Origin of the sequence: Psychromonas aquimarina ATCC BAA-1526, from assembly GCF_000428725.1 — a bacterium.
Lineage (GTDB): Bacteria > Pseudomonadota > Gammaproteobacteria > Enterobacterales > Psychromonadaceae > Psychromonas > Psychromonas aquimarina.
Window position 1 is genome coordinate 1 of record NZ_AUAM01000017.1, and the last position, 19595, is coordinate 19595.

A 19595-nucleotide genomic window follows, 5' to 3' on the forward strand; every position below is an offset into this window, starting at 1 on the left:
TACTATAAACAGCAGAAATAAACGCCCGGGCTTGTCCAACAATAGGATTAAGTCGTGGTTCGCGCTGCTCACACGACCTATCCTTATTAGTTATATTTTTACTTTTTGACTTTGCTACCAAAATAGAATCCCAATATTGTAGTAAGAGCAGCAGACAATACTTGAGGAATTGGAATATATGGATCTTTAACTACTAACCACACAATAGTTAACGTAATAATTAAACCGATTATACCTGCCACACCACCAATATTTGAGATAAAAGACTCTAAACCTGCTTTTTTTGACTTCCTTGAAACCAGCTCATTTAGTAAAGCGGGGTTTTTACATACAGTTGTTTTACCACTCTCAATATAAACATAATTATGGTACGTCTCTCCATCAACGTGTTCGAAAGCAATAACGTATAGTTGACCATTTAAGTACTCTGGATGGTGATTAACTACACGATGTCCATTTCCATCATTTGATGTGAGATTTTTTGATGCTGAAATTGCTATCTCAAAGTTATCCATTATGCCTCCATTGAAATATAACATCTTATTAGACGGAAAACTTCCGTGTTTCCACAAGAAAGACGCCCATCAAAAATTTATAATATAAATAAAGCTTACATTTCTTTGCTCTTCTTATCAAACACTTATATTCTCCGCCCCTTAAACAGAAAAGCCCCGTTACTAAAATAGCAACGGGACTTAAAATTGGTGGAGTTGGCCTATAAGCCGAGTCCTGTCGCTGCGTCGTCATTCGCGTACTTTGAAATAACCCTGCAATCACTCGTAGATGTATACCCTAGAAATGAAAAAACCGTTACTAATTGCTTAGTAACGGTTTTAGATGTTAGGTGGAGTTGGCCTATAAACCGGGTTCTGTCGTTGAATCATCATTCGCGTACCTTGGCTATAAAAGCCCTGCAATCACTCATATTATCTGAAGTCTAAAACAGAAAAACCCCGTTACTGTTGCCAGTAACGGGGTTTAAAATGGTTGGAGTTGGCCTATAAGCCGGGTTCTGTCGTTGAATCGTCATTCGTCTAGGCCTGCAATCACTCACAGGCTCAAGCGACCTACCCGCTTCCAGTATGGGCCATACCTCAGGAAGCCTATTTGGTCTTGCTTCGGGTGGAGTTTACCCTGCACCAAGTTATTACTAACTGGCCGGTGCGCTCTTACCGCACCCTTTCACCCTTACCCGACAATAAATTGCCGGGCGGTCTCCTCTCTGCTGCACTTGTCGTTAGCTCGCGCTACCCAGGCGTTACCTGGCACCCTGCCCTGTTGAAGCCCGGACTTTCCTCCCCTGTCAGCGTAAACGATAACAGCGGCGACGATCTGGCCAACTCCGGAGCGGATTATACGGGAAGGTCCATTAAAAAGACAAGCACAAAAGCTTATAGATTCTCTAATCCCCACTTATATAGGTCGTTTTTTTTCTGATCATGAATTTGTGCGGTCAGAGCAGCTGCTTTTTTAAGCGGTAATTGTTCTTTTAATAAGGCCAGCGTATTTAATGCGTCCTGCGGAATGGTATCACTGTCTTTCTGTGCACCGGCCACCATCAGTACAAACTCGCCGCGGCAGTGATTTGTGTCTTGATTTAACCACTGCAGCATTTCATCAGCAGTAAAAGAGTAGAAAGATTCGAAAGTTTTAGTCAGCTCACGGGCAATAACCAGTTTTCTGTCACCGCCTAATATAGTAATAATCTGCTGCACAGTATCCGCAATACGGCGTGGTGATTCGTAAAAAATCATAGTACGTGTTTCTTCCAGCAGACCTTTTAACTTGTCCTGCTTGCCTTTTTCTTTTGCAGGTAAAAAACCTTCAAAAGAAAAACGATCCGAAGGCAGGCCGGCTGCACTTAACGCAGTAACAGCGGCACATGCACCTGGAATCGGTACAACATCAACACCTGCTTCACGGCATTCGTTAACCAGATGATAACCGGGATCACTGATTAGTGGTGTACCGGCATCAGAGATCAGCGCCACCGACTGCCCGGCTTTTATTTTTTCTATCAGTACACTGCCGCGCTGTCGTTCATTATGGTCGTGTAACGGAAACATTGGTTTTTTTATCTGATAATGGCTAAGCAGTTTGCCGCTATGGCGAGTATCTTCAGCTGCGATTAAATCAACTTGTTGTAATGTTTCGATAGCACGATAAGTTATATCGCTGATATTACCGATTGGTGTAGCTACAATATAAAGTTTTGCCGCCAGCTGAGAAGGAATTTGACTGTCTTCAGACATGTTTTCGCCCTATTAAAGGAATAGATAAGTGAATATGATTGTTTAACTGCACCCGCAATATTACACTATAGCCATCTTGATACCTACATCGAAAATTTGCTTACGCATAAAGGATAATATTTTGAACGTGTTTACCTCTACAAAACGTTTTTCTCAGTTATTAATAATGCTGTTAACGCTGTCGATTTTATCTGCCTGTTCGACGATGACTTCTCCTGAAGATACCCCGCCGGAGCCCTTTACGGAACTGACTTATGACTCGGCATTCTATCTGAAAAAAGATCAGGAGCATGCTGATGAAGATAATTCAGCGTGGCAGCTGGCCGCTGTTCAGGCATTAATCCAGGAGAGCAAATTTGTTTTAGCTGATTCAATTATTGAACACCTGCAGAGCAAAAAACTATCAGAAAATGAACAGGCCTCTTTAAGTCTGTTAATTGCCGACAGTTTAGCTGCACAGGATAAGCAGGAGCAGGCACTGCAGACTGTTAACAGCATTGATGCCCAGCACCTGTCAAACATCGGTCTTATTCACTATTTAAAACTCAAAGCCGATTTAGAAGTACAACGACAGGATCATCAGGCGGCTTCTGATACACTGCTGCTGTTATCTCCATTATTAAATGCAGATGAAAAACAAGCACATAACGATCTGCTGTTAACACAATTATCCTTATTACCTGCTGATATTTTAAATCAGTATCAGCCGCTGTTAAGCACTGAAGAAACAGAAGCTATTGATACTCCGGCAGAAACACCTGCCGTTGAGAAACCAGCAGTAGAAAAAAATGAATTCAAAGAGGGCTGGTACGCACTTGCAGGCATCTATCAGTCTTTTCAACTGCGCCCTAATCAGTTAATCCGCTCTATTGAAAACTGGAAAAACCTCTATCCGGCACACCCGCTACTGGAGCATATGCCTAGCCAGTTAACCGACATTCCTGAAGCCAGCCCTTATCAGCCGCAGAATATTGCCGTGCTGATCCCGCTGTCAGGGCGTTTTCAAAAACAGGGTAAAGCGATTCAATACGGCTTACTAGATGCTTATTACCGTCAGCAGCAGGCTGCAGAAAACAGCTCCGAACAACCGTTGAACAGCCAGGCGGCAAAACTTACTTTTTATGATACTAATAACCAGAACATGCAGGAGATTGCGCTCAAGCTGAAAACTGACAATATCGACTTTGTTATCGGCCCGCTGCTTAAAAACGACATAAAAGAGTTTTTACCTTTCGCGCAGGAGCTGCCGGTATTAGCACTGAACAGCTTTGTTAAACAAGCCGCGGCTAAATCTGCAGATAAATCATCTGAGCAGACTGAAAAGGAGATGCCGGCTGAAAGCAAAGCGGCGGCATGGCATTATGCATTCCCTATCTCACCTGAAGATGAAGCTAAGCAGGCGGCCTGGTTACTGAATCTGCAGCATCACAAAAATCCTTTAGTCATCGCCCCGGACAGCGCTTACGGTAAACGTATTGCTTCAGCATTTACCAACAAGTGGGCTGAACTTAATCCTGAGGAAAACAGCCCGGTTGAATCATATTATTTTACTGACAAAGCGCAGTTGCCTAAATTTATTGACCAGGCGCTGCAGACCGGAAGAAGTAAAAGCCGTATTAGTCAAATGAAGGCGATTACTAGACTGCCTTTAAAAACAGAAGTGCGCAGCCGCCGTGATATTGATGCGATTTACATTATCAGCAAGCGTGACGAACTGACTCTGTTAAAGCCGTTTATTGAGGTTTCAATCAGTCCTTTTGCCGCAAAAGTACCGCTTTATGCCAGCTCACGCAGCCATAAATTTGATCCGCGGGGAAAACAGGATAGAGAGCTGTCCAGCGTCTCTTTTTCAGATATGCCGTTTTTAATCAAGGATCAGAATGAAATAATGAAAGAGGTGCAGCAGGCCTGGCAGAAACAGTCCTTTGCCACGCTGCGTTTATTTGCTCTAGGTTTTGACAGCTATCAGCTGATTGAACAGCTGATGCAGCTGCAGGTTACTGAAGGCGCTTTTTATCCTGGTTTAACCGGTAATTTATCATTAGATAAAAGTAATACGGTTCAGGCAAAGCTGAGCTGGGCTGTCTATAAAAACGGAAAACTCAGTGAAATTGCCCCGCTTACTGCAGCCGAGTAACTCCAAAGGGGTTATTGCCGAGAAAGCGGCACTCGCTTATCTGCAGTCACAGGGATTAACGTTAATCTGCCGAAATTACTACTGTTGTTTTGGTGAAATAGATCTGATTATGACAGATCAGGATACTCTGGTGTTTATTGAAGTACGCTGTCGAAAGACCAGCGACTTCGGCGGTGCTTTTGCTTCCATCAATAAAAGTAAACAAAGTAAAATTATTAAAACAGCGAAGCATTATCTGGCGCAGTTAGAAAATGAGCCTTACTGCCGCTTTGATGCCGTTGCAGTTGATGCTCAATGCGAACAGGTGCAGTGGATGCAGGACGCTTTTCAAGAATAAGATGAAGATTAATAATGATAAATGAAAAAATTCAGGCACATTTTGCCGAAAGTATTCAAACCAAAATAGTGGCGGCAGAATCCCTGCCGGAATCAATTGAAAAAGCGGCTAAAGCCTTAAGTGAAACATTAATCAGAGGTAATAAAATCCTTGCCTGCGGTAACGGCGGCGCGGCTGCTTTAGCACAGATTTTTGCTTCGCATCTGCTTAATAAATATGAGACAGACCGCCCGGCACTTCCTGCGATTGCCATTACCGCAGACTCAGCACTAGTTTCTGCTATTGCAACTGACAGTCATTTTGATGAAATTTATGCGAAACAAATTTCAGCTCTGGCGCAAAGCGGTGACGTACTGTTAGCCATCAGTCACGGCGGCAACAGCCGCAATATGATTAGAGCCGTTGAAACAGCCCTGAGCAAGTCAATCCAGATTATTGCACTTAACGGTGTTGACGGCGGCGAGCTGGCCGGTTTATTAGGCTCCGATGATATCGAGATTCGAGCACCGAGCGATAAAGGCTCGCGCATTGAAGAAATTCACCTGCTGGTGATTAACTGCTTAAGCGACTTAATTGACCAGCAACTATTCCTGCAGCAGTAAGAGGATTTATGAAAAAAATACTACCTACACTATTTTTAGCCGCTGTTTTTCCGCTTATTCAAGGCTGCGCCGGCGGCTTGATTGTCGCGGCCGGCGCCGCCGTGGCACTGAACAGTGATGAACGTTCTGTTTCTCAGCAGCTCAGCGATGAAGAATTATCAGTCAGTGCGTTAGATAAGCTTAACCAGTTAAAACTTGATGATAAAAAAATGCGTATCAATTTTATCAGCAACAGCGGTTACCTGTTAGTTGTCGGTCAGGTAGAAAATCAGGACACCAGGAGCAGGATAGAAGAGCAGTTAAACACCATAGAAGAGGCTAAAGGTGTCTATAACCAGCTGCGTATTATGCCTCCGATCAGTTTTACTCAACAGACTAAAGATACCTGGATCACAACTAAAGTGAAAAGCCAACTGACCGCACACGATAAGGTTGATCCGTTAAAGATTAAAGTGCTGACGGAGAATGCCGAGGTATTTTTAGTCGGTAAAGTTACCCGTGAAATGGCCGATGACGCCACTAATGTCAGCCGTAAAGTTGACGGAGTAAAACAGGTGAATCGTGTTTTCCAGTTTATTGAAGAAAAGCCGAAAACAGATAAATAGCGGATAAAAATAAAAACAAAAAAAGGGGCTGAATCTGCAGATTCAGCCCCTTTTTTAATGAAGAAATTAAATTTCCTGCAGTGTATAAACCGCAGTAGATTTACTTTTTAATTCATTACAGTTATGACACCAGAAATTAACAGCGCCGCATGCCTGCAGACGCTCAAGTTCATCACCGCACTTATCACATGCGGCATGCAGTTTATAATCACACTCACAGGCTTCACAACGACGTTTTAATACACCGCTGCGGACAAGCTCGCTGTTACATTTAGGGCACTGTAATTCCATTATTTTTTGCTCTTTTTGTGGAACTTCATCATACGCTGGCGTTTATACATCTGATTCGGCGTCAGTTTATTACGACGTCCTTCAAACGGATTGCTGCCTTCTCTGAATTCAATTCGAATCGGTGTTCCCATAATACCTAATGAACGGCGGAAATAGTTCATCAGATAACGTTTATATGAGTCTGCCAGTTTTTTAACCTGATTACCATGAATAACAATCAACGGCGGATTATAACCACCGGCATGCGCATAACGCAGTTTAACACGGCGTCCGCCGACCATAGGCGGCTGGTGATCATCAACGGCCATAGTCATAATACGGGTCAGCATTGATGTTGAGATACGCTTAGTAGAAGAGTCATAAGCTTCTTCAACTGATTCATATAAATGACCGACACCTGTTCCATGCAGCGCTGAAATAAAGTGTATTTTAGCAAAATCGATAAAACCGAGACGACGGTCTAATTCACTCTTAACCCGCTCTTTATCGTACTCAGTCATGCCGTCCCATTTATTTACCGCAATCACTAACGAACGGCCGGCATTAAGGGTGAAGCCTAACAGGCTTAAATCCTGATCAGAAATACCGTCACGTGCATCAATAATCAGCATAACAACGTTACTGTCTTCGATCGCTTTCAACGTTTTGATAACTGAAAACTTCTCAACAGTTTCATTTACTTTTTTGCGTTTACGTACACCGGCAGTATCAATCAGAACATATTCACGATCATCACGGGTCATCGGAATATAAATACTGTCACGTGTTGTTCCCGGCATATCGTACACAAGTACGCGCTCTTCACCAAGAATACGGTTGGTAAGTGTCGACTTACCAACATTAGGACGACCAATTAAAGCAAGTTTAATCGGTAAAGCAGCCAGTCTTTCCTGCTCTTTCTGCAGTGCTTCTTCGTCTTCATCGACAAATTCAAGGCCCTGCTGTAAATCTGAAAAGTCATCTTCTTCCGGTTCAACATCATCGAAGAAACCATCCAGAGCGACATCAATCATCTGACGTACACCTTTACCATGTGCAGCCGCAATATGATAAACCTCACCCAGTGCTAATGCGTAAAACTCGCCGCACACGGAATCGGCATCAATACCGTCGGTTTTATTAGCAACAAGAAATACTTTTTTCTCCTGCTTACGCAGATGCTCAGCAATTGCTTCATCCGCAATTGTCATGCCCGCACGTGCATCAACAAGGAATAAAACCGCATCCGCTTCTTCAATGGCCTGCAGCGACTGACCGGCCATTAACGCATCAATGCCCTCTTCATCACCAGTAATACCACCGGTATCAATAACGATAAATTCCTGCTCATCGATTTTTGCCTGACCGTATTTACGATCGCGCGTTAAACCGGGAAAATCCGCTACCAACGCATCACGAGTACGAGTTAAGCGGTTAAATAAAGTTGATTTGCCTACATTCGGGCGCCCAACTAAAGCGATGACTGGTAACATATTTCAATCCTATAAAACAAAAAAGCTCCTCGACAATAATCGAGAAGCCAGAGTATACAGTAAATACTAGATACTGCTCACACTAAATATCTGTTCATTTTACCTGCATATAAGGTAAAGCATATTCAGGAGCAGTAACTACTGTTAATTATTTATTAAACGCTGGTTTTTCAATAGCGATTATTTTTCCACTGCGGGTCTGCAGGAACAGATGATTTTTGGCGGCAAAGGGTTCCATATACAAGCCGTCAGAATCAAGCTCCTGCTGAGCTGCAAACTGACCGTCTTCACGGTTTATCCAGTGCAGATAACCTTCACTGTCACCAACAACGATATATTCATTTGCCACAACAACACCGGTAACATTACGATATGCCAGCTGCTTATTGCTCCACAGCTCTTCGCCTGACTTACTGTCTACGGCATAAACATAACCACGGTAATCGCTTAAGTAAAGCACCCCGCCTGATAATGCAATATTAGTAAAACCTGAATATTTGCGGTCCCAAAGCTGCTGACCTTTAAGCAGATCGATAGCCACCAGATTACCGTTATAAGCCAGTGTATAAACAACATTATTGCTGATAATCGGCTGCATATCCGCATCAACCAGACGGTCTAACTCTGTTGCGCCGTAAGGGCGTGCAACGGGCAGCTGCCATAAAGCCTGGCCGGTTTCTAATAACGCAACAGAAACAAAACCGTCGGCACGGCCGTAAACAATACCGCCCTGTGAAATTGACGGCGTAGCGCTGCCGCGCAGGGTCAATTTAGGCTGTTTATTAGTCAGTGTCCATTCTGTTTCACCTGTTGCGCTGTCTAAAGCAATCAAGTCGCCGCGCGTAGTATAAACAACCACTTTACCCGCTGAATAAACCGGCTGTGCAACTACCTCACCGGTGACTTTTACCAGCCATTTCAGTTTACCGTTGTCTTTATCTATTGCTAAAACCTGCGCATTTTCAGTACCGATAAACAGAGTATCCAAGGCGATGCTGATACCACCGGAAAAACGGGCTGAACGCTTTAGCTTGTTACTTTCATGCTCGCTGAAATCGCTGGACCAAAGTAACTTACCGCTGTTTATGCTGAAGGCTTTTACTTCACCGTTACGCGAAGCTGCATAGACATTTTTATTATCGGCCACCGGCTGCAGCTGCGAATAATATTTATCAACACCGTCACTAATATTTTCCTGCCATGCTATCTGCGGCTGGTAAGTCGCCTCAAAAACAGGCAGTTCAGCCATTTCCACAACATCTTCTTCACTTGAAAAAAGAGAACAGCCTGTTAACAGCAGAGCAGAGCCGGACATAACCGCGAAGCGTTTTAACCATATTTTCATCAGTTATCTCTATCTATTATTCAGCGTCAAGAACAGGAGCCTGCGGCGCGGCATCCGCAGCTACTGCAAGATCGTCAAGCTGCAGCTGCAGTACAGGATCTACACGTCCTTTGCTGGCGTTAACTGCATCCTGAAATGCACTGCGCGCTTTTTCAAGGTCACCCTGCTGCAGATAAATACTACCTTTAACCTGACCGGCTTTTGCTAAAAATGCTTCTTCTGTGATCAGTTCCAGCGTCTTCAGTGCCTGGTCATACTCACCAAGCTCGGCTTCTACACGTGCCAGACGTAAATTAATAACCGCATTTAACGGCGCATATGTATTCTGTGACTGCAGCGTCACTAACTGAGTTTTTGCAACATCAAACTGTTTCTGTACAACCGCTTCTTTAGCAAGCAGCAGTGAAGCCAGCACACCGTAATTATTATCAGAGTTGTCGGCAATAAAGGCTTTCATCTCATCTAAACCGCTTTCTGAACCCTGCGCTTCAAATTTAACTAACACATCGGAATAAGCCTGTGATGCTGTTTCCTGAGCGGTAACAATCGACTCATTATAAAAACGCCATCCCCATAGTCCGGCTAAACCGACAACCGCACCAATGATTAATGTATTACCGTTTTCTTTCCACCAGTTTTTTATCGCGTCAACTTGTTGTTCTTCTGTTTCATAACCTTCGATAATATCAACCACTTGCTTTCCCTTACTTTTTATTCTTTGACAATGAGATGTAAAAACAGCCGGATAACACTAGAGTCCGACTGCCGATTTTAGTTATTCTGTTAAAAGTAGGTAGGTAATACCTTAACTAAGCTGTCAATTGCAATGCTTTGCTGCTCAATTTTACCTTGTAAGTCTTTAATTGTGACACAGCCACTCTCTAACTCACTTTCACCAATAATTAACGCTAAACGAGCACCGCTTTTATCTGCACGCTTCATCTGCTTTTTGAAATTACCGCCGCCGCAGTGATGCATCATTTTCAGGTGCGGCAGTTCAGTGCGGATCATTTCAGAAATTCTGAAGCCTTCGATATCAGTACCTTCGCCCACCAATACGCTGTACAGGTCAACATCGCTTTTTACATCATCATTGAGTTTAAGTTCCTCAAGCATTAAAACGATACGCTCAAGTCCCATTGCAAAACCAACCGCAGGTGTCGCTTTACCGCCAAGCTGCTCAACCAGACCGTCGTAACGGCCGCCGGCACAAATTGTTCCCTGTGCACCAAGACTACTGGTCACCCACTCAAATACTGTACGGTTATAATAATCTAAACCACGAACCAGACGCTCATTAATTACGTATTTAATGCCGGCTGCATCCAGATATTTCTGCAGCTGCGCAAAATGCTCAACTGATTCGTCATCAAGATGTTCAGAAAGTTTCGGCGCATCCACTAATAATTCCTGCACCTGCGGATTTTTACTGTCCAGCACACGTAACGGGTTGGTTGTCATGCGCCGTTTACTGTCTTCGTCTAATTTATCCACATGTCGGGATAAAAACTCAACTAATGCCTCTTTGTATAAAGCGCGCGCTTCATTTGAGCCTAAAGAGTTCAGCTGCAGTTCTACGTGCTGTTCAATACCTAATGCTTTCCATAAACGCGCTGAAAGTAAGATGACTTCCGCATCAATATCCGCAGTAGCAATACCAAATGTTTCTAGCCCAAACTGGTGGAACTGACGGTAACGTCCTTTCTGCGGACGCTCATGACGGAACATAGGGCCGATGTACCACATACGGCGTTCCTGATTGTATAACAGACCATGCTCATTACCCGCACGCACACAAGAGGCTGTACCTTCAGGGCGCAGTGTCAGGCTGTCACCATTATCATCAAAAGTGTACATCTCTTTTTCAACGATATCAGTTACTTCACCGATAGAACGTTTAAACAGATTAGTAGTTTCAACGATAGGCATACGAATTTCTGAATAACCGTAACTACTGACAACTTGTCTTAATAACGATTCTAATTTCTGCCAAACAGGAGTTTGTTCTGGAAGGGTATCGTTCATACCGCGAATAGCTTGGATCTTTTTGGCCACAATAAATTCCGAATACAATAGTGTAGGTAAGTAAAAAAATAGTTGCTCATTATAAGGACTTTTCCGGTCAGATGAAACCGCAGCTCATAAAAAAGCCCGCAATGTCTGCACATGGCGGGCTTTGTAAGGCCTTTTACTCATTAGGGGCTGTTAAACTTTCAGGTTGTTTTTGCCGGTGGCAAAAATCAACAGTTCCTAACCTTTAGCGATGATATTTTTTTCATCCATGCGGCTGACACGTGCGCGAATCTTAGCTTCTAACTGGTCGATAACATTATTATTATCAAAACGTTCGCGCTGACGCACACCGTCTTCGTAAAAGCCGCTTTTATTTTTACCGCCGGTAATACCTAAATCGGAAACCAGTGCTTCACCGGGGCCGTTTACCACACAGCCGATAATGGAAACATCAATAGGGGTAATAATATCTTCCAGGCGCTCTTCAAGTGCGTTAACGGTAGAAATCACATCAAATTCCTGACGGGAACAGGTTGGGCAGGCGATAAAATTAATGCCTCGACTGCGGATGCGCAGTGATTTTAAGATATCAAAACCCACTTTAATCTCTTCAACAGGATCGGCGGCCAAAGAAACGCGAAGCGTATCACCAATGCCCTGTGCCAGTAATAAACCTAAGCCGACTGAAGATTTAACTGAGCCGCCGCGCAGCCCGCCAGCTTCTGTAATCCCCAGATGCAGCGGCTGCTCAATCTGCTGAGCAAGCAGTTTATATGACTCTACGGCCAGCAGCGCGTCCGAAGCTTTAACACTGACTTTAAACTGGTCAAAGTTAAGGCGGTCTAATATATCAACATGGCGCAGGGCTGAATCAACTAAAGCCTGCGCTGTTGGTTCACCGTATTTTTCCTGAATATCAGTTTCCAGCGAGCCGCCGTTCACCCCGATACGAATTGGAATATTATTATAAGAAGCACAGTCAACAACACTGCGGATACGCTGCTCATTACCAATATTACCGGGATTAATACGTAAACAGTCTACGCCGTACTCAGCCACTTTTAATGCGATGCGGTAATCAAAATGAATATCGGCAATCAAGGGAATACTTGCCTGCGCTTTGATCTCTTTAAATGCTTCAGCCGCATTCATTGTCGGCACTGATACGCGCACAATATCTGCACCAACCGCTTCCAGACGTTTAATCTGCGCAACGGTAGCAGCTACGTCCGTGGTTAATGTATTGGTCATTGACTGCACGGTGATCGGCGCATCACCGCCGACAGGAACATTACCGACCATGATCTGTTTGGAAACACGACGGATAATTGGAGAAGAATGACTCATATTACTTTTACTCTTTTAAATTCAGACTTCGCCGCTTAGCCGGCGAAATGGTTTTATTGCGGAATGCTGAACCGGGCTGTACGGCCGGCAGTAAAATCACGTTCAATAACTTTATCCTGGTATTGTATTTCAACAACGCTCGGATCACCTAATACAAGTTGAAAAGGCGCAGTGCCGTTAAGTGTTAAGACGCGGCCGTCTGTATATAAACCAAATGCTAAACGCTTGCCCGTTGCATCAACAATTTCTGTCCAGCAGTCCGCCGAAAAAGCTAATTTCAGTAAATCATCGGCGGCGCCAAGCAGCTCATCTGTTTCAGACGCGGCTTCAGCATTATCAGCATCCACCTTAGCTTGCTGCTGCGTATTATCTTCAACGGTCTTCGTGGCGGTTTCTAATGCAGCAGCGGCACTTTCAGTCTGCTTATCAGCAGCCGGCATTTCAGAAGCAGCGGTTTCAGGCAACTGTGCAGGTTCCTGCTGCGGTACAGGCAGTTCAGGCGCATCGTCAGATATAGGCGGATTATCAGCCTGGACTGTATTGAGCTTAGCAGCAGGCTGACTCGGCGCTTTTTTCTGCTCAGCTTTATCTACAATAGCTAACGGCTGCTCAGAACTGCTGTCGACGGCTGATGACAAGTTAACCCCGCCCTGCTGAATAAAGAAAGCGACAGCAGCTGCAATAATGATAAAAACAAGCACCAGCCAGATGCGGCTTCTCTTTCTCGCCGGAGAAACAATTAATTTCGGCGCTTTAAGGGCGCGTTTCTTTTTTTCTGAACGGGTCAGTTTCTGATATTCAATAAACTGTTCAAGTCCTTCTAAATCAACCAGCCTGGCATAATTAACCAGGTATCCGCGTAAATAAATAGGCGCATACTTGCCTGTCTCTATTGCATGATCCAGGCCTTCTTCAAGGTCCCGCACGGTAGCAGGACCTAAGTTCAACTGCAGCGCAACGTCATCAACCGTTAATTCAGCGGCTGCACGCGCATCTTTTAATGCCTGTCCAAGCGGCGCAATGATCTTCTGTTCTTGGTTATTTATAGTATTCATGGTTCAAATAATCTAAGGCTCGTTGTGAATCGGGGAACTGCTCTAATAATTTTCCAGCGTATCTATTCAGACTTGCTGTTTTTTCCGTCGCATAGCTTAAGCGGATCCACTGCCATAAGCTTTCTGCAGATGCTTTACTTACCTTCTGGTAATTAAACAGGTTTAAACGCGCGGCTTTATAGTCTTTTTTAGTAATATAGAGTTTTGCTAAATACAGGTTTAAATATGATTTTCCGGGGTTATGAGATATTGCATATTCATAATAATAAATAGCTTTATCAAAAGCTTGTGCTTCTTCGGCACATACCCCGGCATTTTCATAGGTATTAGCAACACCGGTATAAGCAGACTGCTTAACAGCCCTTAAAAAGGCTTTTTCGGCTTCCTGATAACGTTCCTGTTTACACAAAAATGTACCGTAATTATTGTAAGTATCTGAATTTGAGCTATCAATCGCCAGAGATTTTTTATAATACTGCTCTGCTTTATCATCTTCGTTAACACGCTGATAATAATAAGCAAATATACGGAAAACATTGGCATCGTTGGGCAGGTATTCCCGGGCTTTATCAAGATTTTCTTTTGCCTGCTGCATCTGGTCTTTCTGCAGGTATAGAAGCGCTATCTTAATGCGGGTTTCGGCGGCGCCTTCAGGGTCAAAAGCCATTTTTTTACCCGTACCAGTATTTTGAGTGGTTGTTGACGTTTCACTTGAAACACAAGCAGTAAGCATTAACAACAATGAAATACTGATAAGAATAAAACGCATAAGTCCCTCCAAATATAAGCTGATCTTTGTAACTAGTTCAATATAACAGTATCTTAGGGTCACATTCCACTAAGATACAGGTTAAATAACGTATACTCCATTGTGATGGAAATCACATGGCCTTTCATCCATTTTATTATGGTTATCGAACCTGGATCAGCTTATCGCCCCGGTTATATGATTTTTTGATTATTTAATTCTATTGCTATGATTAAACCTCTGATACCGCAATGCTTTCACCCTGCATACGTTTTTTCATGGTGCGCTTAGTACGGTCAATTACATCACCCACTAACTGTCCACAGGCTGCATCAATATCATCACCACGCGTTTTACGTACAATCACAGTATATCCATACTCCATTAGTACTTTATTAAAACGGTCAACACGGCTGTTACTCGGTTTACCGTAGTCATTACCCGGGAACGGATTAAACGGAATAAGATTGATTTTGCACGGTGTATCTTTGAGCAGATGTGCTAATTCATGCGCCTGATCAGTGGAGTCGTTAAAATGATCCAGAAGCAGATACTCAACGGTCACTTTACCGCGGTTAGCATTGGATTTTTCGATATAACGCTTAACACCCGCCAGGAAATCAGCAATATTATATTTATTATTAATCGGCATCATTTCAGAGCGTAATTTATCATTAGCAGCATGCAGCGAGATAGCCAGCGCCACATCAATTCGATCGCCTAAAATATCTAATGCAGGTACAACACCCGAGGTTGAAACCGTCACCCGGCGCTTTGACAGTGCATAACCGAAATCATCAAGCATTAATTCCATAGCAGGAATTACATTATTAAGATTAAGCAGAGGTTCGCCCATTCCCATCATCACAACATTGGTGATCGGGCGCTTACCGCTTTCACCCATTACGCCGACAATTTTAGCCGCACGCCAGACTTGTCCGATAATTTCTGAGACGCTTAAATTGCGGTTAAAGCCCTGCTGAGCCGTTGAGCAGAAATTACATTCCAGAGCACAGCCGACCTGCGAGGAAACACATAAAGTAGCACGATCTTTTTCCGGGATATAAACCGCTTCAACTTCCTGTTCACCCACGCTCATCGCCCATTTAATCGTGCCGTCACTGCTGCGCTGCTCTACTTTAACTTCTGGCGCTACAATCTCGGCACGATTTTTTAATTTTTCACGCAGTTTTTTATTAATATTGCTCATTAAATCAAAGTCATCACAACCGTAATGATAAATCCATTTCATAACCTGTTCGGCGCGAAACGGTTTTTCACCTAATTCAACAAAATATGCACGTAAACCTTCTCGGTTTAAATCTAACAGGTTTACTTTTTTCTGACTCATGAACTGCCTCAACTACGCTGAATATAGGGTATATAACCAGTCTACTTGAATATATTGGAATCAGTAAGCCGAGAGGCGGCGAGATTCAAATAGTCTGGCTATAAATTTTGGAAGGGGATTGTACAAAGGTTAAACGGATTTGACCAGCGGGAAAATAACAAAGAAAAACGGTTTGCTAATTTAGCAAACCGTTTGTTTATTTAAACAACTGTCAGTGTTGGGATTTGTGTGTTTTCTGACCAACTGTAAAAAATTTCAGGGGGAAGGTTTTTCCCGCGCTGATTAATGGTTTTATGAATTTTTCCACGTTTTAATAACACCGCCATCATAGGCTGCAGACCTTCACTGCTTAAACGAAAGTGCTTAAGCAGTGTTTCTTCTTTAACCCTTCTGCTCTTTTCAATGTAATCGCTGAGTGACTGTAAAATCATATTCAGCCCTGCTGCGCTTTAATTTCGGCCAGTACATTACCTTTTCGTCGCAGCTTGTAACAGACACTGAAAATAATCAGCCCTGATACCGTTAAATAAGCTGAACTGCTCAAAGGCTGAAGCGAAAATGTTGCAATCTGGTAATAAGCAACCGAAACAATATAAGCGATAGCCGTTGACCATAAAGCAATAAAACGAGCCCAGCTAACCCCCACTTCACGAACAATGGCACCTAATGCAGCTGCACAAGGCGCATACAAAAGGATAAACAACAGGTAAGCAAAAGCAGCTTCTTTACTGACAAACGCTTCCTGAATATTCGTATAGATACTCAGATCAACGCCCTGCTCTTCAGCAGCCGCATTTAAATCAGAGACCTCACCAACATCAATACCCAGCGGGTCACCGGCATTAATACCTAATAAGTTTTCAGGAATAGTCTGCACCGCCTCATTAAGCTTATCAAGCAGGGTTAACTCGGCTTCTTCTTCAGCAGTATGCGATGCATAAAGGTTATTCAGTGTGCCTACAACAGCTTCTTTGGCAAACAAGCCGGTCACAATACCAACCGTTGCCGGCCAGTTATTTTCGGTAATACCAAGCGGCGACAATACCGGAGTAATGATCTGCGCGCCTTTACTCAGTAATGACTGCTCACTGTCCTGGTGGCCGAAGCTGCCGTCTATACCCACTGAGTTAACAATATTCAGCAGGGTCACAACAATTACAATCGTCTGTCCGGCACCAAATACAAAACTTTTAAGTTTCTGCCAGGTTTTAATAAAGGTATTTTTAATAGTCGGCAGTTCGTAGTCCGGCAGCTCTAAAAACAGGTTTTCACTTTTACCCGGTAAGATGGTGCGGCTTAAAACATAACCTGTTAAAACAGCCACTAAAATACCGATTAAATAAAGCAGGAAGACAATGTTCTGACCCTGCTCAGGAAAGAATGCACTGGCAAACAACGCATAAACAGGTAAGCGGGCCCCGCAGGACATAAACGGCGACATCACTACAGTTAATAAACGCTCACGCTCTTTCTCCAGCGTTCTAGCAGCCATCACTGCAGGTACTGTACAGCCGAAACCAACAATCATCGGCACAAAAGATTTACCCGGCAGGCCTAACCACTGCATCGCTCTGTCGATAACAAAAGCGGCACGCGCTAAATACCCCGAGCTTTCTAATATCGCTAAAAACAGATATAAGCAGCCGATAACCGGAATAAAAGTCATCACAGTCTGAATACCGTTACCCACACCAAACGCGACAACATTAATCAGCCATTCCGGTGCAGATACTGCCGTCAGCAGCTGTGCCGTACCATCGACAAAAATCGCTCCGGCTGCAATATCAAAAAAGTCGATAAATGCACTGCCGATATTGATTGAGAACATGAACATCAGGTACATCACGAATAAAAACACCGGAATACCTGTAAAACGGTTTAAGGTAACTGCATCTATTTTTTCAGTGATGCTTCTGCCGAGGTGCCCCTGCAGACGCACTGCATTTTGTGACAACTGGTAGATAAAGCTGTAACGGGTATCAGCAATCTGCAGATCGATATCAATATTCAGATTTTGTCTGCATCGGTCAGCCTGCTGTTTCTGCTCTGCAGAAAGCAGCGCACTGATACTCAGGTCATTTTCCAACAGTTTAACGGCTAACGCACGGTTTTCTAAAGAGTGTGAAACCGTGTCCAGCAGCCCGCCGCACTGCTCAATCAGCGGTTCTAATGTTTTACCGTAATCCAGTGCAACAGGAGTATTAAGGTTCTGCTTATTGTAAGCCTGAAGTTTACCTTTTAACTTATCAACGGAATTTTTATCATGTGCAGATAAGCTGATAACCGGACAGCCGAGCGCTTTTTCCAGGCTTTTTTCATTAATAACCAGCTGCTTTTTCTGTGCGACATCTATCTTATTCAGTACAGCAACAACCGGCAGACCAAGCTCTTTTAACTGCACAGTAAGATATAAACTGCGCTCTAAACAGCTTGCATCAATAACATTAATCACAATGTCAGGCGAGTTGTGCATAATGTAGTCAAACGCCACACGCTCATCTAATGCGCCGCCGTCAGCGTCATAATCAAGATTATAAATACCGGGCAGGTCAATAACCTCAACGGAAGACTGATCCGCTAAGGTAAAATAACCGCTTTTCTTTTCGACCGTTACACCGCTCCAGTTGCCGACACGCTGACTGGCACCGGTTAAGGCGTTAAATAACGTGGTTTTTCCCGAATTGGGATTACCGATTGTTGCTATAGATAAACTCACGCAGATAACTCCACTTTAATTTGACTGGCTAAGGTTTTACGCAGCGCTATACTGCTGTTCGCACAACGAACGGCAATCGGATCACCCATTGGAGCAATACGTAATAATTCAACACTTGCTTTAGGTAAAAATCCCATATTAAGCAGTTTTTTACGCATTACAGGCTCCATTGAATGCATGTTGATAATTGACGCAGACTGGCCAACTTTAAGATCTGACAGGACCATTTTTTACTCCACTTCGACAATTGCTTTTTAAAGTTATTGTTAATCATTCTCATTTGCATTTGATGGTAATGCAAAAAGTAAGGTTAATCAATGATCCAAATCAATTTTAAACTGCGGCAATTAAAAAGAGTCTGGTAAACTTAAGTAAATTTTGACAATGGAAAAAATTATGGACTTCAGCGATCTTAATCTTGTCTACTCCACTGACGGCGGCAAAATCGACAAACCCAAAGAGAAAAAAAGTGCCCCTGAAGGTGACGGTATTATCCGCATTCACCGCGAAACAAAAGGCAGAAAAGGTAAAGGTGTTACTTTAATCAAAGGCTTACAGCTTGATGAAAAAGCACTTAAAGCACTTGCCAAGGATATCAAAAAACGTACCGGCACCGGCGGTGCAGTGAAAGATTTTGTGATTGAAATTCAGGGTGACCAGCGGGAAATCGTTAAAAGCTTTTTAGAGAAGAAAGGCTACACAGTAAAATTAGCCGGCGGATAAATTTTTATATATTTCAGCTGCTCAAGGGGAGAGTTTCTCCCCGCAGGCTTTTATTTTGCAGTTAACGGCGCGGCTGAAAATTCAATACCCTGCCAGCCGTTAATCATAAACTGACGAATATTCTGGTGGTCATCTGCCTGCGGATGCTGCAGAACATCATTACGATAATAGGTTCCGAAACAAGCCAGCGTTTGTGCCTCGCTTAAATTCTGCAGCTGTGCAAAAGCGAAAATTTTACAGGACCCCGAATTCTGCCCGGCAGCATTTTCCTGCGAACCATTGCTGAACTGCGTCTCAGTAAACTCATAATGTTCCTCAATCACCGCCATAGTATCGGAGAATTCAACAGACTGCGGCGCTGAAGCTAATTTTTCTAAAAAGGCATTTAAAGACATTCAGCAGATCCTTTTAATCAAAATAAATAGTTTTGTTTTGAGGCAGATTTTCCGGGCTGACCGTCTCACCTTTAATGCGCTTCTCTTCGTCGGCCCATTCTCCAAGATCAATCAGCTGGCAGCGCTTAGAGCAGAACGGTCGATAAATGTTTTCTTTAGACCATTCGAGTTCTTTTTTACAGGTCGGGCAGTTCACTTTCATTGCA

21 protein-coding genes and 1 other RNA gene are annotated in these 19595 nt (G+C 43.5%); 5 read left to right on the top strand and 17 right to left on the bottom strand.

The window, feature by feature from the left end; translation table 11 throughout:
• Positions 1-98 precede the first annotated feature (98 nt).
• The 3 genes from G337_RS0107345 to rsmI form a co-directional block, all read right to left on the bottom strand.
• Positions 99-515, bottom strand: coding sequence for a hypothetical protein (locus G337_RS0107345; RefSeq protein WP_028863316.1), 417 nt, complete (start codon positions 513-515; stop codon positions 99-101).
• 470 nt (positions 516-985) lie between these two features.
• An RNA gene (gene rnpB, locus G337_RS27635) (RNase P RNA component class A) lies at positions 986-1344 on the bottom strand.
• A 47-nt stretch (positions 1345-1391) separates the two neighbouring features.
• On the bottom strand, positions 1392-2252 hold the full coding sequence (rsmI, locus tag G337_RS0107350; RefSeq protein ID WP_028863317.1) for a 16S rRNA (cytidine(1402)-2'-O)-methyltransferase: 861 nt from the start codon (positions 2250-2252) through the stop codon (positions 1392-1394).
• A gap of 127 nt (positions 2253-2379) precedes the next feature.
• Here rsmI and G337_RS0107355 point away from each other — a divergent pair, with 127 nt between their 5' ends.
• From G337_RS0107355 to G337_RS0107370, 4 genes are read left to right on the top strand one after another with little or no spacing between them, the layout of a single operon-like run.
• The gene (locus G337_RS0107355; RefSeq protein WP_245597641.1) at positions 2380-4389 is read left to right on the top strand and encodes a penicillin-binding protein activator; all 2010 of its coding nucleotides are present in this window, start codon (positions 2380-2382) and stop codon (positions 4387-4389) included.
• Complete coding sequence (locus G337_RS0107360) at positions 4358-4726, top strand: YraN family protein (protein WP_028863319.1); 369 nt, start codon at positions 4358-4360, stop codon at positions 4724-4726. The genes G337_RS0107355 and G337_RS0107360 overlap by 32 nt, the downstream gene beginning before the upstream one ends.
• Before the next feature lie 17 nt (positions 4727-4743).
• Complete coding sequence (locus tag G337_RS0107365) at positions 4744-5328, top strand: D-sedoheptulose-7-phosphate isomerase (protein WP_026339335.1); 585 nt, start codon at positions 4744-4746, stop codon at positions 5326-5328.
• A gap of 8 nt (positions 5329-5336) precedes the next feature.
• Positions 5337-5933, top strand: a complete 597-nt coding sequence (locus tag G337_RS0107370; protein ID WP_028863320.1) for a BON domain-containing protein — start codon at positions 5337-5339, stop codon at positions 5931-5933.
• Between the two features lie 66 nt (positions 5934-5999).
• On the opposite strand, the gene G337_RS0107375 is transcribed toward G337_RS0107370, so the two are convergent.
• The 12 genes from G337_RS0107375 to G337_RS0107430 all read right to left on the bottom strand — a co-directional run bounded on the left by G337_RS0107375 (position 6000) and on the right by G337_RS0107430 (position 18498).
• Positions 6000-6224: a zinc ribbon domain-containing protein gene (locus G337_RS0107375; protein WP_028863321.1), complete on the bottom strand. Its 225-nt coding sequence runs from the start codon at positions 6222-6224 to the stop codon at positions 6000-6002.
• Positions 6224-7696 (bottom strand): ribosome biogenesis GTPase Der, encoded by a 1473-nt coding sequence (gene der / locus G337_RS0107380; protein WP_028863322.1) that lies wholly within the window; start codon positions 7694-7696, stop codon positions 6224-6226. The genes G337_RS0107375 and der overlap by 1 nt, the downstream gene beginning before the upstream one ends.
• A 148-nt stretch (positions 7697-7844) precedes the next feature.
• Positions 7845-9041 carry an outer membrane protein assembly factor BamB gene (bamB, locus tag G337_RS0107385; RefSeq protein ID WP_028863323.1) on the bottom strand — a complete coding sequence of 399 codons (1197 nt, stop codon included), beginning with the start codon at positions 9039-9041 and terminating at the stop codon, positions 7845-7847.
• A gap of 16 nt (positions 9042-9057) precedes the next feature.
• On the bottom strand, positions 9058-9735 hold the full coding sequence (locus G337_RS0107390; protein ID WP_084605311.1) for a YfgM family protein: 678 nt from the start codon (positions 9733-9735) through the stop codon (positions 9058-9060).
• Between the two features lie 89 nt (positions 9736-9824).
• Positions 9825-11096: a histidine--tRNA ligase gene (hisS, locus tag G337_RS0107395; RefSeq protein WP_028863325.1), complete on the bottom strand. Its 1272-nt coding sequence runs from the start codon at positions 11094-11096 to the stop codon at positions 9825-9827.
• Positions 11097-11291: 195 nt separating this feature from the next.
• Entirely contained in the window at positions 11292-12401 is a 1110-nt protein-coding gene (gene ispG, locus G337_RS0107400) for a flavodoxin-dependent (E)-4-hydroxy-3-methylbut-2-enyl-diphosphate synthase (RefSeq protein WP_028863326.1), read from the bottom strand.
• A 53-nt stretch (positions 12402-12454) separates the two neighbouring features.
• Complete coding sequence (locus G337_RS0107405) at positions 12455-13456, bottom strand: RodZ domain-containing protein (RefSeq protein WP_028863327.1); 1002 nt, start codon at positions 13454-13456, stop codon at positions 12455-12457.
• Complete coding sequence (gene pilW, locus G337_RS0107410; RefSeq protein ID WP_028863328.1) at positions 13440-14225, bottom strand: type IV pilus biogenesis/stability protein PilW; 786 nt, start codon at positions 14223-14225, stop codon at positions 13440-13442. Before pilW ends, G337_RS0107405 begins: the two co-directional genes overlap by 17 nt.
• Before the next feature lie 211 nt (positions 14226-14436).
• Complete coding sequence (gene rlmN, locus G337_RS0107415) at positions 14437-15555, bottom strand: dual-specificity RNA methyltransferase RlmN (RefSeq protein ID WP_028863329.1); 1119 nt, start codon at positions 15553-15555, stop codon at positions 14437-14439.
• Between the two features lie 200 nt (positions 15556-15755).
• On the bottom strand, positions 15756-15986 hold the full coding sequence (locus tag G337_RS0107420) for a FeoC-like transcriptional regulator (protein WP_028863330.1): 231 nt from the start codon (positions 15984-15986) through the stop codon (positions 15756-15758).
• A gap of 2 nt (positions 15987-15988) precedes the next feature.
• Positions 15989-18271, bottom strand: a complete 2283-nt coding sequence (feoB, locus tag G337_RS0107425; protein WP_028863331.1) for a Fe(2+) transporter permease subunit FeoB — start codon at positions 18269-18271, stop codon at positions 15989-15991.
• Complete coding sequence (locus G337_RS0107430) at positions 18268-18498, bottom strand: FeoA family protein (protein WP_028863332.1); 231 nt, start codon at positions 18496-18498, stop codon at positions 18268-18270. The genes feoB and G337_RS0107430 overlap by 4 nt, the downstream gene beginning before the upstream one ends.
• Positions 18499-18667: 169 nt before the next feature.
• Here G337_RS0107430 and yciH point away from each other — a divergent pair, with 169 nt between their 5' ends.
• Positions 18668-18994 (top strand): stress response translation initiation inhibitor YciH, encoded by a 327-nt coding sequence (gene yciH / locus G337_RS0107435; protein ID WP_028863333.1) that lies wholly within the window; start codon positions 18668-18670, stop codon positions 18992-18994.
• Positions 18995-19044: 50 nt separating this feature from the next.
• On the opposite strand, the gene G337_RS0107440 is transcribed toward yciH, so the two are convergent.
• Entirely contained in the window at positions 19045-19389 is a 345-nt protein-coding gene (locus G337_RS0107440; RefSeq protein WP_028863334.1) for a HopJ type III effector protein, read from the bottom strand.
• Between the two features lie 13 nt (positions 19390-19402).
• Positions 19403-19591, bottom strand: a complete 189-nt coding sequence (yacG, locus tag G337_RS0107445) for a DNA gyrase inhibitor YacG (protein ID WP_028863335.1) — start codon at positions 19589-19591, stop codon at positions 19403-19405.
• Positions 19592-19595: the final 4 nt, after the last annotated feature.

Excerpts from the sequence above, each read along its gene's own strand:
- yciH (WP_028863333.1), top strand. The coding sequence starts at position 18,668 with ATGGACTTCAGCGATCTTAATCTTGTCTACTCCACTGACGGCGGCAAA.
- G337_RS0107420 (WP_028863330.1), bottom strand. The coding sequence starts at position 15,986 with ATGATTTTACAGTCACTCAGCGATTACATTGAAAAGAGCAGAAGGGTT.
- G337_RS0107345 (WP_028863316.1), bottom strand. The coding sequence starts at position 515 with ATGGATAACTTTGAGATAGCAATTTCAGCATCAAAAAATCTCACATCA.
- G337_RS0107375 (WP_028863321.1), bottom strand. The coding sequence starts at position 6,224 with ATGGAATTACAGTGCCCTAAATGTAACAGCGAGCTTGTCCGCAGCGGT.
- G337_RS0107405 (WP_028863327.1), bottom strand. The coding sequence starts at position 13,456 with ATGAATACTATAAATAACCAAGAACAGAAGATCATTGCGCCGCTTGGA.
- G337_RS0107430 (WP_028863332.1), bottom strand. The coding sequence starts at position 18,498 with ATGGTCCTGTCAGATCTTAAAGTTGGCCAGTCTGCGTCAATTATCAAC.
- pilW (WP_028863328.1), bottom strand. The coding sequence starts at position 14,225 with ATGCGTTTTATTCTTATCAGTATTTCATTGTTGTTAATGCTTACTGCT.
- G337_RS0107440 (WP_028863334.1), bottom strand. The coding sequence starts at position 19,389 with ATGTCTTTAAATGCCTTTTTAGAAAAATTAGCTTCAGCGCCGCAGTCT.
- rsmI (WP_028863317.1), bottom strand. The coding sequence starts at position 2,252 with ATGTCTGAAGACAGTCAAATTCCTTCTCAGCTGGCGGCAAAACTTTAT.
- yacG (WP_028863335.1), bottom strand. The coding sequence starts at position 19,591 with ATGAAAGTGAACTGCCCGACCTGTAAAAAAGAACTCGAATGGTCTAAA.
- der (WP_028863322.1), bottom strand. The coding sequence starts at position 7,696 with ATGTTACCAGTCATCGCTTTAGTTGGGCGCCCGAATGTAGGCAAATCA.
- G337_RS0107370 (WP_028863320.1), top strand. The coding sequence starts at position 5,337 with ATGAAAAAAATACTACCTACACTATTTTTAGCCGCTGTTTTTCCGCTT.
- bamB (WP_028863323.1), bottom strand. The coding sequence starts at position 9,041 with ATGAAAATATGGTTAAAACGCTTCGCGGTTATGTCCGGCTCTGCTCTG.
- rlmN (WP_028863329.1), bottom strand. The coding sequence starts at position 15,555 with ATGAGTCAGAAAAAAGTAAACCTGTTAGATTTAAACCGAGAAGGTTTA.
- ispG (WP_028863326.1), bottom strand. The coding sequence starts at position 12,401 with ATGAGTCATTCTTCTCCAATTATCCGTCGTGTTTCCAAACAGATCATG.